Source organism: Polaribacter sp., from assembly GCF_049276715.1.
GTDB lineage: Bacteria > Bacteroidota > Bacteroidia > Flavobacteriales > Flavobacteriaceae > Polaribacter.
The window spans coordinates 144,671-160,267 of record NZ_JBASWY010000041.1 but is presented as its reverse complement, the minus strand read 5'-3'; the positions used below and the strand labels follow the sequence as shown (position 1 = coordinate 160,267).

Below are 15,597 nucleotides of genomic sequence, written 5' to 3'. Positions count from 1 at the left end.
TTGCTTTGAAAATTAAATCTGCTGAATTTGTAATGAGTAACAGCAATGTTATAAATGCACCCAAAGATAGAATTCCAGAATATGCTTTTATAGGTCGTTCAAATGTTGGTAAATCTTCATTAATTAATATGTTAATGGAGCGTAAAGATTTAGCTAAAATTTCTGGAAAACCTGGAAAAACTCAATTAATTAATCATTTTAAAATTAATGAAGATTGGTTTTTAGTAGATTTACCTGGTTATGGTTATGCCCAAGTTTCCAAGAAAAAAAGAGTTATTTTTCAATATTTTATAGAAAATTATTTCAAAGAAAGAGAGCAATTAGTTTGCACCTTTGTTTTGATAGATTCTAGACACGATCCTCAACAAATTGATTTAGATTTTATGCGTTTTTTAGGTGAAAATCAAATTCCTTTTTGTTTGGTTTTTACGAAAGCGGATAAACTTGGGAGTTCTAAGTTAAATAAGCAAATTACCTCTTACAAAAAGAAATTATTACAACATTGGGAGGCTTTACCTATGACTTTTTTAACTTCTTCTGAAACAGGTTTAGGGCGTAAAGAATTTTTAGATTTTATTGATGGTGTAAACCAAGATGTTGCTAAAGATTTTAAATAATCGATAATGCATTCTAATAAAGAAAACTTGCAAGTACTTTTTGAAGACAATCATATTATAATTGTTAACAAACGTTCTGGTGATATTTCTCAAGGTGATAAAACTGGAGATAAACCTTTAAGTGATGTTGTAAAAAACTACATTAAAGAAAAATACAATAAACCTGGCGATGTTTTTTTAGGAGTTGTGCATCGTTTAGATAGACCTACTTCTGGAGTTATTATTTTTGCAAGAACTTCTAAATCTTTAGAGCGTTTAAACAAAATGTTACGTGATAAGAAAATTAATAAAACGTATTGGGCTGTTGTAAAAGACTACCCAAAAAAAGAGAAAGACACACTTATTAATTTCTTAAAAAAGAACCCTAAGAACAATAAATCTTCGGTTTTTGAAAAAGAAACTGAAGGTTCTAAAAAAGCTGTTTTACACTATCAATTGATTAAAAAACTCGATAATTATTCGCTTTTAGAAATAGATTTAGAAACTGGTAGACATCATCAAATTAGAGCACAATTAGCTGCTATTGGTTTTCCAATTAAAGGCGATTTAAAGTACGGTTTTAACAGAAGCAATAAAGATGGTAGCATTCACTTACATGCTCGAAAAATTGAATTCATTCACCCTGTTTCTAAAGAAAATATTTCTGTTACTGCTCCAGTTCCAGATGAAGTTATTTGGAACGCATGCAACTAATTGCTATCTTTAGAACATATATTTTTCTGTATGAAAGCTCTTAAATATTTTTCAATTCTTATTTTACCTTTAGTGGTTTATATTTCTTTTACAAGCAAAGGTTGGCTTACTCATTTACCTGCTATTGTTTTCTTTGGATTTGTTCCGTTTTTAGAATTTTTTATAAAACCTAATAAAGAAAATTTTTCTTTAGAGGAAGAAAAAATTGAAAAGGAAAATAAATTGTATACCTATTTACTTTATTTAACGTTACCTATACAAGTTGGTTTTTTAATTTTCTTTTTTTATGCAATTCAAGAACCTAATTTAAGTAATTCAGAAATTTTTGGTAGAATTTTTGGAATGGGAATTATGTGTGGAGTAATTGGTATAAATGTTGGTCATGAGCTTGGGCATAGAAACAATAGATTTGATGAATTTATAGGAGAAATTTTATTACTAACTTCTTTAAACACGCACTTTTTACCTTATCATAATGGAGGTCATCATTACAATGTTGCCACACCAAAAGATGCTGCAACTGCCAGAAAAAATGAAGTGCTTTTTACCTTCTGGTTTCGCTCTCATTTTTCAAGTTATATAGAAGCTTGGAGGTTAGAAAATAAACGCATGAATGAAACTGAAAAAAGTTGGTTACATCATCAAAATAGAATGGTTGTTTATACTATTTGTAATATTTTATTATTGGGAAGTATTTATTTTTTCTTTGGACAATTTGTACTTCTTACTTTTATAGCAGCTGCTGTCTCTGGAATTATTTTGCTCGAAACTGTGAACTACATAGAACATTATGGTTTATTGAGAAAACAAAACGAACATGGTAGATATGAGCGCGTAAAAAGAAATCATTCTTGGAATTCTAATCATCAAGTTGGGCAGATTTTATTGTTTAATTTATCTCGTCATTCAGACCATCATTATAATGGTTCTAAACATTACCAATTATTAAGATCACTTCCTGAAAGTCCGCAAATGCCAACAGGTTATCCAGGTATGATGTTATTATCACTCTTTCCTCCTTTATGGTTTTGGGTGATGAATAAAAAACTAAATCAAAATTCATAAAACGCTTTTATGTACTTAGAGAAAACAGTTTCTGAAGCTATTAATTATAGACGTTCAGTAAGAATTTACAACGCAGAAAAACCACTGGATACTGCCATTGTAAAAAAATGTATTGAACAAGCTTCTTTAGCTCCTAATAGCAGTAATATGCAATTGTGGGAGTTTTATCATATTACATCCAAAGATATTATTGCTAAAATTGCGCCTTTTTGTTTCAATCAAAATGCGGCCAAAACAGCACAACAATTGGTTGTTTTTGTAACTAGAAAAGATTTATGGAAACAAAGAGCCAAAGCAAATTTGAAATTTGTTGATTCGAATTTTGGAGCTAACAACCCTAAATCTGAACAAAGTAGTAGAGAAAAAGTTGCCAGAAATTATTATGGGAAAATTATCCCTTTTGCTTATGCTGATTTTCTTGGAATCTTAGGTTTTTTAAAATTTTTAATGGTTTCTGTTATTGGTATTTTTAAACCCATTTACAGACAAGTTAGAAAAAGTGATATGCGAATTGTTGCACATAAAACATGTGGTTTGGCTGCAGAAAATTTTATGATTTCTATGGCTGCACAAGGTTATGACACTTGCCCAATGGAAGGTTCTGACACTTTGCGTGTTAAAAACTTACTGGGTTTATCTTTTGGAGCAGAAATAAATATGATTGTTTCTTGTGGAATTAGAGAACCAAAAGGTGTTTATGGAGATCGTTTTAGAATTCCTTTTGAAGAAGTTTATAAGGAGGTTTAGTTATTGATAAGATTTCTCCAAAAGATCGAAATGACAAGGAAAAATTTTAATTAATAATTTAATTTTTAGGCTTCAAAACCAAAACATTTTCGCTTCTTTTTATTTGCACTTCATTTAGTTTCATCTCTACAAATTCGCCATTTACAAATTTTTGAGCTTGATCTTTATAATGTTGGCTAAAAACATTTCCAGATTGACCTGTTGGAAGTATTCCTAAACTATTTTCTACATCAGAAAAATCTATAACTCTTCTTGTAGATGGACCAGCAGTAATTTTATAAACACCTGTGCTATCTAACTTAAAAATCTGATTATTTATCACCTCATTTCCTCCAATAGTTTCAAAAGGTCCCACATTAAAAATGGTTCTTAACATACCTCCTGCTTTTCCAATAGCATGCTCATGCTCTACAGAAATGACTCTTTTCCAAAGCCAATCCTCTACATTTTCTCCTAACTGATTTTCTAAAAAAGTAAAGGCATTTTTAAAAGAAGATGTTATAATTTCATTTCTTTCTTCTTTTTTTGAAGGTGTAGAAATATCATCCCACCAAACAGATTGAGTTCTATTTATTTGAATTGGCAATGCTTGGTCTTGCAATTGCGAATTTATAAATAACTCAAAACCATCTCCTAATTCGTCTTTATAAGTCGCTGCTAAAACTTCGTATAAAAAACGATTGTAAATTGTGGGTGCTGCAGCATTTTTTAAATAAGTTCCATCCCAATTTTCTAAAATAGAAATCGCTTTTAGCTCTGAAACAGACAAATCATTTCTGTTTACATTTTTCAGTAAATCGATTGCAATTTCAGACACTGTAGATGATTTTACATCAAACATCATTTTAGCGACATCTTCTTTTGTGAAATCATTTTTAGCTTCTAACAATTCTACAATTCTTTTTGCTCTATCTTGTGGTTGATAATACCCAGGATATAATTTTCCTCTTACAGAATCTGGCTGATTATTAGCAGAATACACAAAATTCCAACTTGGATTTATGGCTTGTGGATTCTCTGAAAAAGGCAGATATTCTGTAATTTCATCTTCTCCAGAAACACCATTTAAATAGGTTTTAGAAGATAGACTATCTCTTAACTGATACAATTTTGCAGAAGCAAACCAGGCAATATTTCCTTTTGCATCTCCATACATTACATTTAAACCTGGAGCGTGAATTTTAGCTACAGCTTGTTTAAAATTTGATAAAGATTTTGAATGAGACATTTCATAAGAAACATCTAATTGCTCATTATTTAATTGAGTATACATCCAATTCATGGCAATAGGTCTTTCATCTTCTAAATGAGTAATTAAACCATTCATAATTGGCCCATGATTCGAAACTTTTACTTGAAAAGTAGTATCTTTTTCATCTTTTATGCTGATGGTTTTATCAACAATTGTATAATTTTTATAACCTTCAACAGTTTTATATTGCTTGGAATTTTCAGGATTATTTTCTTCGATATAAAAGTTTAAATCGTCGTTTGCCAACATTGTTAAACCATATGCATACTCAGTATTATGCCCTAATAATGGAAAAGGCATCAAAGCAATATTGAATCCATAAATTTCGAAATCGGGTGTTTTTATATGATTTTGATACCAAACAGAAGGTTGTGAAAAACCAATATGAGGGTCGTTTGCGAAAATTACTTGTCCATTTTTAGTTTTTTCTGGTGCAATTACCCAAGAGTTACTTCCTATAAAAGTAGAAACTGGTAATTGATCCATAATTTTACTTACAGCATTTGAGATTTGTCCTTTAATTTCTTTGACTTCATATTTATTGATAGTTAAATCACCTTCATCTGTAGTTGTTAATTCATTAAAATAAGCATCACCTAATTTTTCTTTAATCTCTGTTAATAAAGGATCTGTTTTGTGAGCCACAGCAAAGCTAAAAGCCATATAACCAAATACATTGTAAATATCTTTAAGTGTATAATTTTCTTTTTTAACACCAACTAATGTAAACTCTAAAGGCGTTTTTCCTTCATTTATAAATTGATTGATTCCGTCTAAATATGCCTCTGTTAAAACATAGGCTTCAGAGGTTCTATCTAAATTCGCAATACTTTTTTCTGCAGCTTCTTCTATACCTAATCCTGCAAAAAAAACATCCGTTTTTAACAATTCTTTTCCGAAAATTTCTGACAATCTTCCAGAAGCAATTCTACGAATTAGTTCCATTTGCCATAATCGATCTTGTGCATGCACATACCCTAAAGCTACATAAGCATCTTTTTGATTTTGAGCAGTAATGTGTGGAACTCCAATTTCATCAAAATAAACAGCTACATTGTCTGTTAAATTATTAATTTCTAATTCCCCATCATATTTTGGTTGATACGTTTTGGAATACAACCAGGCTCCTAGTAAAATTAACACTATTAATAAAACAACAATTTTTAAAGCTTTTTTAATAGATTTCATTTGAAAATTTTTATTGAAGCCAAAGATAAAATATTTATGTTGTATTTTTGAAGTTCTAACAATTTCATCATTTATGAAAAAAATTCAAATGGTTGATTTGCAAAATCAATATCAACAAATTAAAGAAACTGTAGATAATTCTATACAAGAGGTATTGAATTCTTCAAGCTATATAAATGGACCTTTGGTACATCAATTTGAAAAAGATTTAGAAGATTATTTAAATGTAAAACACGTCATTCCTTGTGCAAACGGAACTGATGCTTTGCAAATTGCAATGATGGGCTTGGGTTTAGAACAAGGAGATGAAGTAATTACAGCCGATTTTACATTCGCAGCTACTGTAGAAGTAATTGCACTTTTAAAATTAACACCTGTTTTAGTTGATGTTGAAAAAGACACTTTTAATATCAATATTGATGCACTAAAAAAAGCAATCACTCCAAAAACAAAAGCGATTGTTCCTGTTCATTTATTTGGACAAGTAGCCAATATGGATGCTGTTATGGAAATTGCAAAAAAACATAACTTATTTGTAATAGAAGATAATGCACAAGCAATTGGAGCAAATTACACCTTTAAAGATGGTTCTCAGAAAAAAGCTGGAACCATTGGAAATGTGGGTACAACCTCTTTTTTCCCATCGAAAAACTTAGGTTGTTATGGAGATGGAGGAGCTATTTTTACCAATGATGATGAATTGGCTCATACATTAAGAGGCATCGTAAATCATGGAATGTACGAACGTTATTATCATGATGTTGTGGGTGTAAACTCTAGATTAGATTCTATTCAGGCTGGAGTTTTAAAAGCAAAGTTACCACATTTAGACACCTATTGTAACACTCGTAGAAATGCAGCTCGTTTTTATAACCAAGCATTTTCAAATAACCCAAATATTATCACTCCAACTTCAAAATCTAATAAAACAAAAAATTGTGGACAAATTTGTGATGTTTGCGATTGCCATGTTTATCATCAGTATACTTTACAAATCACAAATGGAAAAAGAGATGCATTGCACAAGCATTTGTTAGAAAAAGAAATTCCGAATGCAATTTATTATCCTGTTGCTTTACATGCTCAAAAAGCATATCAAGACTCAAGATATAATGAAAATGATTTTCCGGTAACCAATGAATTGGTAAAAACCGTTATTTCTTTGCCTATGCATACAGAATTAGATGATGATCAATTGACGTTTATCACTCAAACAATTATAAATTTCTTAAAATAAAAACCCTTAACAACAACCAAAAATGAAAAAAATTTTAGTAACAGGAGGTCTTGGTTTTATAGGATCGCATACAGTAGTAGAACTTCAAAACGAAGGTTTTGAAGTAGTTATTATTGATGATTTATCGAACACAACACTTTCTGTATTAGACAGTATTGCAGAAATTACAGGTATAAAACCAACTTTTCATAAAGCTGATGTAAGAAATAAAAGCGAAATCAAAGGCGTTTTTGATGCCCATAAAATTGATGGAATTATTCATTTTGCTGCTTTTAAAGCAGTTGGTGAAAGTATTGCAAAGCCTTTAGATTATTACGAAAATAATTTAAGCTCACTAATTTATATTTTACAAGAAGTTAGAGATCGTAAATTAGATAATTTTATATTTTCTTCTTCTGCAACTGTTTATGGAGAACCAGATTCATCACCAATTACAGAAAATGCACCTGTAAAAAAGGCAGAATCTGTGTATGGAAATACTAAAAAAATTGGAGAAGAAATTATAAAAGATACAAGTAATGCTTATGGAATTAATGCAATAGCCTTGCGTTATTTTAATCCTATTGGGGCTCATCCAACAGCAAAAATTGGAGAATTACCATTAGGAGTTCCTGCTAATTTAATTCCTTTTGTTACACAAACTGCTGCAGGAATTAGAAAAGAATTATCCGTTTTTGGAGATGATTATCCAACTGAAGATGGAACTGCAATTCGTGATTATATACATGTAGTAGATTTAGCAAAGGCACATATTGCTGCTTTAAAAAGACTCATCAATAAAAATAATAAACATTCTTTTGAGTTTTTTAATATTGGAACTGGAAAAGGAACGTCTGTTTTAGAAGTGATAAAAGCTTTTGAAAAAGTAAACAATTTAAAATTAAATTATAAAATTGTTGGAAGAAGAGAAGGTGATGTAATGACTTGCTATGCTGACACTACACATGCAAATAAAGAATTAAACTGGAAAACAGAAATTGATTTAGAAGAAGCTTTGCGTTCTGCTTGGCAATGGCAACTAAAACAAGCTAAATAAGTAGTTTGAATATTTAATTTTTAAACCATAAAAAAACCTCAAAAGTAAAATTACTTTTGAGGTTTTTTAATTGGTATATTTAAATAAATTAACCTTTTACAGGAACTGAAACAATGGTGTTTGCCCATCCTAAATGCATCATTGCATTTTCTCCTTCACCATCAAAAACAACCGAAAAATTTTCAATTACGTTTGCAGATTTAGAAACTTTTCCAGTAACTCTAACAACATCCTGAGCTTTATCATAAAAATAAGCGCCCCAAACATTTTTCTGGTTACTTAAAATAATAGTCCAGCTGTTATCAGATGGAATTGTTAATAAAGAATAAGTTCCTGCTTTTACAGCTTTATCACCAAATGTAACATCTTTGTAAAATGTAATTTCTGGAACTTCGTTCGCTCCAGTTCTCCAAACAGTTTCTTTTGGCGCTAGTTTTTCTAAAGTTCTTCCTTTTAACTGTGGACGACTATATATAATTTTTACTAACTTATTTGGTTCTCTCCAGTTTTCTGGATAAGATGCTGCATCCATAGGGCTTGCATCAACTTTAACAAATTTTTGAGCTGAAATTTCTGTTGAAGAAATTAAAGAAATTAAAAAAATTGCAATTGATAAAATAGCTTTTTTCATATTATGAGTATTTGATTTTTATTCGTTTTTTGTGATATCAAAGTTAGAGAATCAGAAAAAATATTATTACTAATATTCTGTTAAGATTAATGGCAACCACAATCTGTATGGCAATTTTTATCCTTTTTTGATGGAAAAATAAATTTCTTACTTAGAAAAATAACGGCGATTGCTAAAAGAATATATACTATAATTACTTGCATTAACTTAAAATTTGATAGGTTAAAAATGATGCTACATAAGCCAATAATCCCATTGCAAACAACTGAATTAAAGGCCATTTCCAAGTTTTTGTTTCTCTTTTTACAATTGCTAAAGTTGCCATACATTGCATCGCAAAAGCATAAAAAACCATTAAAGACATACCTACAGGAAAATTGAACAGATTTTTACCTGTATCTGGGTTTATTTCTGATGCCATTTTTTGTTTGATGGTTGCTGTGTTTTCGTTTCCAGATTCCACACTATAAATGGTAGCCAAAGTTCCAATAAAAACTTCACGAGCTGCAAAAGATGTTATTAAAGCAATGCCTATTTTCCAATCGTAACCTAAAGGTTTAATAACGGGTTCTATGCTCTTTCCTAAAATACCAATATATGAATTTTCTAATTTCGCAGAAGCTATTTTTTGTTGCAATTCATTAGTATTCAAATTTTGATTATCAACATTTTCTATTGTATTTTTTTCTACATTTTTAAAATTAGAACCTCCATTTGAAGCTAAAAACCACAAAACAATAGACAATGCTAAAATTATTTTTCCAGCTCCAAGAACGAATGCTTTTGTTTTTTCAATCACATCAAAAGCGACATTTTTTATGGATGGTAATTTATAATTTGGCATCTCTACCACAAAAAAAGATTTCGATTTTATCTTTAAAGTTTTATGCAAAATATAAGCAGCTATAATAGCTGATGCAAAACCTAATGCATAGAGCAATAATAATACCAATCCTTGTAAATTTAAAAGTCCGAAGATTTTTTTATCAGGAATTATCAATGCAATTAAAATAGCATAAACAGGCAAACGTGCAGAGCAGGTTGTAAATGGCGTTACTAAAATGGTAATCAATCTTTCTTTCCAACTAGAAATGGTTCTGGTTGCCATAATTGCTGGAATTGCACATGCTGTTCCAGAAATTAATGGTATTACACTTTTGCCATTCATTCCAAAACGTCGCATAATTTTGTCCATTAAAAAAACAACACGACTCATATATCCAGTTTCTTCTAAAATAGCTATGAATAGAAATAATATGGCAATTTGAGGTATAAATATAATAACGCCTCCAATTCCTGGAATAATACCTTCTGATAATAAATCTGTTAAAACACCATTAGGTAAATTGCTTTTTGCAAAGTCAGATAATTGTGCAAAAGTACCATCAATTAAATCCATTGGTAAAGTTGCCCAATCAAAAATAGATTGAAAAATTACTAATAGAATCAATACAAAAAATACGTATCCGAAAATTTTATGGGTAAAAATTTTATCTAATCTACCTCGTAAATCTTTGGCTTTTGTTTTATCTACTATATAGGTATTTTTTAAAATTTTATTAATTTCTTGATAACGATATATGGTTTCTTTGTGTTGGTATTTCTTTAATTTAGAAACGTCTTTTTTAAAAGCCAGCAGCTTTTCTTTTTCTACTTTGGTAATAGTTTCTGGATAGTTGTTTTGAGTAACCATTAACCACAATTCGTACAAGGAATAATTCGGACTAATAGCCTTCAAATTCTCGAAATAATCTGGGTCTATTTTATGATTGATGCCACATAAAGGTGATGCTTTTGCAGCTACATGACAACGAATAATGGCTTCTTTAATTTCTTTAATGCCTTCGTTTTTTCTTGCGCTTATTAAAACAACTTCTGTATTTAGCTCTTTTTTAAGCAACGATAAATCAATGGTAATTCCTTTTCTACTCATTTGATCAACCATGTTAATTGCCAAAACTGTAGGGATTTCTAAATCTTTAATTTGCGAAAAAAGTAGTAAATTTCTCTTTAAATTCTCAACATCTGCAACCACCAAAATTACATCTGGAGATTCTTTAATGTCTTTTTTAAGCAGTGTTTTTAAAACAATACTTTCATCTAAAGAAGTAGGATTTATACTGTAAGTTCCTGGTAAATCTGTAATAATTGCATTTTGTGTAGAAGATAATTTACTAACTCCTAATTTCTTATCTACAGTAACTCCTGGATAATTTCCCACTTTTTGATTTAAACCAGTAAGCTGATTAAAAAGTGATGTTTTACCCGTATTTGGATTTCCAATTAAAGCAACTTTTATATCGTTTTTAGACATTATTTATTCGCTTTTTAGAATTAAAATTTGTTCTGCAGTTTCTTTTCTAATTGCCAAATGGCTTCCATTAACACAGATGTATAATGGATCTTTTAGAGGTGCAACTTGAATTAATTCCACTTCTGCACCAGGCAAACAGCCCATTTCTAATAATTTTAAAGGAATAATATCTAAAGACTCTTCAGAAATATAGCCTATTTCTCCAATAAGTAAGGATGCAATTGTGTTCAAATATTTTAATTTGGAAAGCAAAGATATGAATTTAGAATGATTCTAAACAAGTTATTTTTTGTTATATTCTCTCTTCAATAAAGCCACATCAATTTTCAATTTTTCCATGTCTTTTTTTTCTGTACCATCGTAAAAACCTCGAAGACGTCTTTCTTTATCTACCAAGATAAATTGCTCTGTATGTATAAAGTCTTGTTCACCTCCATCACCTTCGTCTAAAACTGCAAAATAACTTTTTCTAGCCAACTCATAAATATGCTTTTTAGAACCTGTTGTTACATTCCATTTTCCATCAACAACTCCTTTATTATTCGCATATTCTCTTAAAACAGAAACACTGTCTATTACTGGAGTTACAGAATGAGAGAGAAACATAATGTCATCATCATTTTTATAATATTCTTGTAATTCGCTCATATTATAAGCCATCATTATACAAATATTTGTACAACGTGAAAAAAAGAAATCAGCAATATAAATTTTATTCTCGTAATTTTTATTGGTGATAATTTCTCCATTTTGATTGATAAGTTCAAAATCTGCTACTTTATGATTTTTAGAAATATGCCTTAAATCAGCATCAACCAATTGAGGATTTACATCTTTTGGATTGTAGATTTTCAATTTCTTATCAACCTTTACCAAATGATAAAAAACAGGAATAGAAACTGCCGAAAAAACAACTAAAAAAATAAGTGTGCTTTTACTTTTCTTGAAAAATTTTAAATCCATTAAAAAATGTTTTATGCAAAATTACGGCTTAAAAAAGTGTTTGAAAAGTTAGTGATACTAAAATACATCTAAAATCTTTGTTAAAATAAAAATCAACTAGTAATAGTTCTTTTTATACTCTCCATAAAAACGTACATTTGTGCGTTTTTTAAATCTGATTTAACGCTGAATGGAAATATTAATTAAAGCATCGCAATTTATTTTAAGTTTATCTTTATTAATTGTTTTGCACGAATTGGGGCATTTTATCCCTGCAAAATTATTTAAAACCAGAGTAGAAAAATTCTATTTATTTTTTGATTATAAATTCTCTATTTTTAAGAAGAAAATTGGTGAAACAGTTTACGGAATTGGCTGGATTCCCTTAGGAGGTTATGTTAAAATCTCTGGAATGATAGACGAAAGTATGGACACAGAACAAATGAAACAACCTGCACAACCTTGGGAGTTTCGTTCTAAACCTGCTTGGCAACGTCTCATAATAATGTTAGGTGGTGTATTTGTAAATTTTATTTTAGGAATTTTTATATACATTATGTTAATGTGGTCTTATGGAGAAGAATATTTACCAAACGAAAATTTAAATAATGGTGTTTGGGTACAAGACTCTTTAGCAATGAATTTGGGATTACAAACTGGAGATAAAATTTTAACTGTTGATGATGAGAAAATAAAGAAATTTTCGGGTTTAACTTTGGAATTTATCAATGGAAATAAATTTCAAATTGAACGAAATGGAGAGGTTATTGATAAAAATATTCCAACAGATTTCATTTCTCAATTAATGGATAGAGGTAAAGATGCTGGACCAATTTTATTTCCACGTTATCCATTTACAGTTGGTAAAATTTCTGATGATTCTCAAAACAAAAACTCAGATTTAAAAGCAAAAGATATTATTACTAGCATAGATGGAACTCCCTTAAAATATTATGATGAGGCTGAACAAATTTTATCAAATTATAAAAACACGAAAGTAAAAGCAACTGTTTTAAGAGGTAAAGAAACAAAAGAAATTTCTCTAAATATTAATAATGAAGGAAAATTAGGAGTTGTTTTTACGACCATTCCTTTTTCTGATTTAGAAAAATTAGGGTACTACCAATTAGCTGATTATCAATATTCTTTCACAGAAGCAATTCCTGCTGGATGGAATAAATCTTGGAAAACATTAACAGACTATGTGAAACAGTTAAAAAAGATTTTTAATCCTAGTACAGGAGCTTATAAAGGTTTGGGTGGTTTTATATCTATTGGAAGTATTTTTCCTGATGAATGGAGTGCAGAATCTTTTTGGAATATCACTGCATTTTTATCTATCATGTTAGGTTTTATGAACCTTTTACCAATACCAGCCTTAGATGGTGGACATGTGGTTTTTACACTTTGGGAAATGATAACTGGTAAAAAACCAGGTGATAAATTTTTAGAATATGCACAAGTAGTTGGTTTTGTTTTACTGATTATATTGCTACTATTTGCAAACGGAAATGATATTTTTAGGCTATTCAAATAATTATAAGAAAATAGTTTACATAAAAAAACCTCGCAAAAGCGAGGTTTTTTTATACTCTTAAAGATAGGTTTAAGAATGAAAACCAAGTGTAATGGGTATTACATTTATCGCAACCATATGATTTTGTTCCTGGTATAACCCTAATAATTCCCTTTCTTTTCATTCTGTGTCTGGAATCAGATTTGCATTTTGGGCAAGCTTTCATAAATAGTTGAGGTTTGATTAGTTATGGCGAATTTACTCAAAACCAAACACTTAACCTAATTTAGGTTGATTATTATGAATTTTGCAATAATGCTTGCCTATTTTTCCAGTCTATCCATTTTTGACCCTTGATTCTTCTCATTAAATTATCAATAGAGCGCATTACAAAAACATTGTAAATCGCTTTTCCAAGATTTTTTGGGTTTCTGGCAATTGCTCTTAAACTCATAGAAAAACCTGGAGTTATATATTTCATATAATGCCAATATCCTTCTGGCATATATAATACATTACCATGTTCTAAATTTGTAATATAGCCTTTTGCATTTTTTAAAGCTGGCCATTTTTGTAAATCTGGATTCGAAAAATCGATATCTTCTCTAGTAATTAAAGAATAAGGAATTTTATATAAATGTTTGTTTTGCTTTTGATCGAACAAAATAATTTCTTTTTTACCCTCGAAATGAAAGTGAAATATATTTGCCAAATCTATATCATAATGCATAAAAGTGTAAGAATTGGTGCCACCAAAAAACAACATTGGTAATCCTTTCATTAATCGCAAACCAAAATCTGGGTATTTAAAATCTTTTTGCAAAACAGGAACTTCTTTTAAAACATTCCATAAAAAAATTCTGAATTTAGTTGGTTCTTTCTTCAACAAATCAACATAATCAGACATTTTCATTTTTGCATGAGGTTCGTTAAAACCATCTTTGTAGTCTACAGGTCTATCATCATAAAGTGGCACAACTTTGTCTCCTGCCACTTTTTTCATATATTCTAGATTCCATTTTTGATATGCTGGCCAATCTTCTATAAATTGCTCTATAACCACAGGTTTCTGAGGTTTAAAATAATTTTTAATAAAATCTGCTTTGGTAATTGTTTTTACCCTCTCGATTTGAGATAAGTTTAAACTCATGCTACAAAAAATTAGAAAACAAAGTTAAGAAAATGTTATGAAAAATGAAATTTAAAAAAAATATTGTTAAACCTTTATTACTTTCCCTTTTTGTTTTGCAACTTCATTTCTTTCAATTTTATGGTTGGGTCTTGTCCATTTTGGTTTTTCTCCTAAACTTTTAAACTGAGAATCTTCTGCTTCAACGGTTTGAGGCTGTACTTTTTTGGTAAATGGTTTCTGCGGATTTAATCCTAATAATTGAAACATTTTCATGTCTTCATTTACATCAGGATTTGGAGTTGTTAGTAATTTATCTCCTGCAAAAATTGAATTTGCTCCAGCAAAGAAACACATGGCTTGGCCTTCTCTACTCATTTGTGTTCTTCCAGCAGATAAACGAACTTGTGTTTCGGGTAATACAATTCTAGTAGTTGCAACCATTCGAATCATATCCCAAATTTCAACTGGTTTTTCATTTTCTAAAGGAGTTCCTTCAACAGCAACCAAAGCATTAATTGGAGTAGATTCTGGCTGTGGATTTAAAGTTGACAAAGCAACTAGCATCCCTGCTCTATCTTCTGCAGATTCACCCATTCCAATTATTCCACCAGAACAAACAGTAACATTCGTTTTACGAACATTGCTAATAGTATCTAATCTATCTTGGTAACCTCGTGTAGAAATTACTTCTTTGTAATATTCTTCTGATGAATCTAAATTATGATTATATGCATACAAACCAGCTTCTGCCAATCTTTGAGCTTGATTTTCTGTAACCATTCCAAGTGTGCAACAAACTTCCATATCTAATTTATTAATACTTCTAACCATGTCTAAAACTTGATCGAACTCTGGGCCATCTTTTACATTTCTCCAAGCAGCACCCATACATACTCGAGAGCTTCCACTTTCTTTGGCTCTTAAAGCTTGTGCTTTTACTTGATTTACGGTCATTAGATCATTCCCTTCTACATTGGTATGATATCTTGCAGCTTGCGGACAATAGCCACAATCTTCTGAACAACCTCCTGTTTTTATGGATAATAAAGTTGATACTTGTACAACATTAGGATCGTGTTGTTTTCTGTGGATTGTTGCTGCATCATACAACAGCTCCATTAATGGTCTGTTGTAAATTTCTAATATTTCTTCTTTCGTCCAGTTATGTCTTACTTCACTCATAAATATTGGTTCATTTTGATAAAATCAAAAATATAAAAAATCCGC

General features: G+C 29.9%; 14 protein-coding genes. 7 read left to right on the top strand and 7 right to left on the bottom strand.

The genetic code is table 11. From position 1 onward, the window contains the following. Positions 1-5 precede the first annotated feature (5 nt). Genes yihA through WAO74_RS10505 form a run of 4 tightly spaced genes read left to right on the top strand, consistent with a single transcriptional unit; the run spans position 6 to position 3,122 of the window. Positions 6-617: a ribosome biogenesis GTP-binding protein YihA/YsxC gene (yihA, locus tag WAO74_RS10520; protein ID WP_422161921.1), complete on the top strand. Its 612-nt coding sequence runs from the start codon at positions 6-8 to the stop codon at positions 615-617. A gap of 6 nt (positions 618-623) precedes the next feature. Further along, the gene (locus tag WAO74_RS10515; protein ID WP_422161919.1) at positions 624-1,310 is read left to right on the top strand and encodes an RluA family pseudouridine synthase; all 687 of its coding nucleotides are present in this window, start codon (positions 624-626) and stop codon (positions 1,308-1,310) included. Between the two features lie 30 nt (positions 1,311-1,340). Next, the gene (locus WAO74_RS10510) at positions 1,341-2,375 is read left to right on the top strand and encodes an alkane 1-monooxygenase (RefSeq protein ID WP_422161917.1); all 1,035 of its coding nucleotides are present in this window, start codon (positions 1,341-1,343) and stop codon (positions 2,373-2,375) included. Positions 2,376-2,384: 9 nt separating this feature from the next. Further along, entirely contained in the window at positions 2,385-3,122 is a 738-nt protein-coding gene (locus tag WAO74_RS10505) for a nitroreductase family protein (RefSeq protein WP_422161915.1), read from the top strand. 58 nt (positions 3,123-3,180) lie between these two features. Here WAO74_RS10505 and WAO74_RS10500 read toward each other — a convergent pair whose 3' ends face one another. Next, positions 3,181-5,562 (bottom strand): penicillin acylase family protein, encoded by a 2,382-nt coding sequence (locus WAO74_RS10500; RefSeq protein ID WP_422161913.1) that lies wholly within the window; start codon positions 5,560-5,562, stop codon positions 3,181-3,183. A gap of 73 nt (positions 5,563-5,635) precedes the next feature. Between WAO74_RS10500 and WAO74_RS10495 the strand changes: the two genes are divergently transcribed. Continuing rightward, positions 5,636-6,799, top strand: coding sequence for a DegT/DnrJ/EryC1/StrS family aminotransferase (locus tag WAO74_RS10495; RefSeq protein ID WP_422161911.1), 1,164 nt, complete (start codon positions 5,636-5,638; stop codon positions 6,797-6,799). A 22-nt stretch (positions 6,800-6,821) separates the two neighbouring features. Next, positions 6,822-7,835: a UDP-glucose 4-epimerase GalE gene (galE, locus tag WAO74_RS10490; RefSeq protein ID WP_422161909.1), complete on the top strand. Its 1,014-nt coding sequence runs from the start codon at positions 6,822-6,824 to the stop codon at positions 7,833-7,835. Between the two features lie 88 nt (positions 7,836-7,923). Here galE and WAO74_RS10485 read toward each other — a convergent pair whose 3' ends face one another. The 4 genes from WAO74_RS10485 to WAO74_RS10470 form a co-directional block, all read right to left on the bottom strand. Then, the gene (locus WAO74_RS10485) at positions 7,924-8,466 is read right to left on the bottom strand and encodes a DUF2911 domain-containing protein (protein ID WP_422161907.1); all 543 of its coding nucleotides are present in this window, start codon (positions 8,464-8,466) and stop codon (positions 7,924-7,926) included. A 202-nt stretch (positions 8,467-8,668) separates the two neighbouring features. Beyond that, positions 8,669-10,780 carry a ferrous iron transport protein B gene (gene feoB, locus WAO74_RS10480; protein WP_422161905.1) on the bottom strand — a complete coding sequence of 704 codons (2,112 nt, stop codon included), beginning with the start codon at positions 10,778-10,780 and terminating at the stop codon, positions 8,669-8,671. A 3-nt stretch (positions 10,781-10,783) separates the two neighbouring features. After that, entirely contained in the window at positions 10,784-11,011 is a 228-nt protein-coding gene (locus tag WAO74_RS10475; RefSeq protein WP_422161903.1) for a FeoA family protein, read from the bottom strand. A 51-nt stretch (positions 11,012-11,062) separates the two neighbouring features. Continuing rightward, on the bottom strand, positions 11,063-11,743 hold the full coding sequence (locus WAO74_RS10470; protein WP_422161901.1) for an SCO family protein: 681 nt from the start codon (positions 11,741-11,743) through the stop codon (positions 11,063-11,065). A gap of 169 nt (positions 11,744-11,912) precedes the next feature. Between WAO74_RS10470 and rseP the strand changes: the two genes are divergently transcribed. Continuing rightward, positions 11,913-13,259, top strand: a complete 1,347-nt coding sequence (gene rseP, locus WAO74_RS10465; RefSeq protein ID WP_422161899.1) for an RIP metalloprotease RseP — start codon at positions 11,913-11,915, stop codon at positions 13,257-13,259. Between the two features lie 277 nt (positions 13,260-13,536). Here rseP and WAO74_RS10460 read toward each other — a convergent pair whose 3' ends face one another. Both WAO74_RS10460 and bioB read right to left on the bottom strand, forming a co-directional pair. Next, on the bottom strand, positions 13,537-14,388 hold the full coding sequence (locus WAO74_RS10460) for a cupin-like domain-containing protein (RefSeq protein ID WP_422161897.1): 852 nt from the start codon (positions 14,386-14,388) through the stop codon (positions 13,537-13,539). A gap of 66 nt (positions 14,389-14,454) precedes the next feature. Continuing rightward, on the bottom strand, positions 14,455-15,552 hold the full coding sequence (gene bioB / locus WAO74_RS10455) for a biotin synthase BioB (RefSeq protein WP_422161895.1): 1,098 nt from the start codon (positions 15,550-15,552) through the stop codon (positions 14,455-14,457). Positions 15,553-15,597: the final 45 nt, after the last annotated feature.

Excerpts from the sequence above, each read along its gene's own strand:
- WAO74_RS10470 (WP_422161901.1), bottom strand. The coding sequence starts at position 11,743 with ATGGATTTAAAATTTTTCAAGAAAAGTAAAAGCACACTTATTTTTTTA.
- feoB (WP_422161905.1), bottom strand. The coding sequence starts at position 10,780 with ATGTCTAAAAACGATATAAAAGTTGCTTTAATTGGAAATCCAAATACG.
- WAO74_RS10515 (WP_422161919.1), top strand. The coding sequence starts at position 624 with ATGCATTCTAATAAAGAAAACTTGCAAGTACTTTTTGAAGACAATCAT.
- galE (WP_422161909.1), top strand. The coding sequence starts at position 6,822 with ATGAAAAAAATTTTAGTAACAGGAGGTCTTGGTTTTATAGGATCGCAT.
- WAO74_RS10495 (WP_422161911.1), top strand. The coding sequence starts at position 5,636 with ATGAAAAAAATTCAAATGGTTGATTTGCAAAATCAATATCAACAAATT.
- bioB (WP_422161895.1), bottom strand. The coding sequence starts at position 15,552 with ATGAGTGAAGTAAGACATAACTGGACGAAAGAAGAAATATTAGAAATT.
- WAO74_RS10510 (WP_422161917.1), top strand. The coding sequence starts at position 1,341 with ATGAAAGCTCTTAAATATTTTTCAATTCTTATTTTACCTTTAGTGGTT.
- rseP (WP_422161899.1), top strand. The coding sequence starts at position 11,913 with ATGGAAATATTAATTAAAGCATCGCAATTTATTTTAAGTTTATCTTTA.
- WAO74_RS10485 (WP_422161907.1), bottom strand. The coding sequence starts at position 8,466 with ATGAAAAAAGCTATTTTATCAATTGCAATTTTTTTAATTTCTTTAATT.
- WAO74_RS10500 (WP_422161913.1), bottom strand. The coding sequence starts at position 5,562 with ATGAAATCTATTAAAAAAGCTTTAAAAATTGTTGTTTTATTAATAGTG.
- WAO74_RS10505 (WP_422161915.1), top strand. The coding sequence starts at position 2,385 with ATGTACTTAGAGAAAACAGTTTCTGAAGCTATTAATTATAGACGTTCA.
- WAO74_RS10460 (WP_422161897.1), bottom strand. The coding sequence starts at position 14,388 with ATGAGTTTAAACTTATCTCAAATCGAGAGGGTAAAAACAATTACCAAA.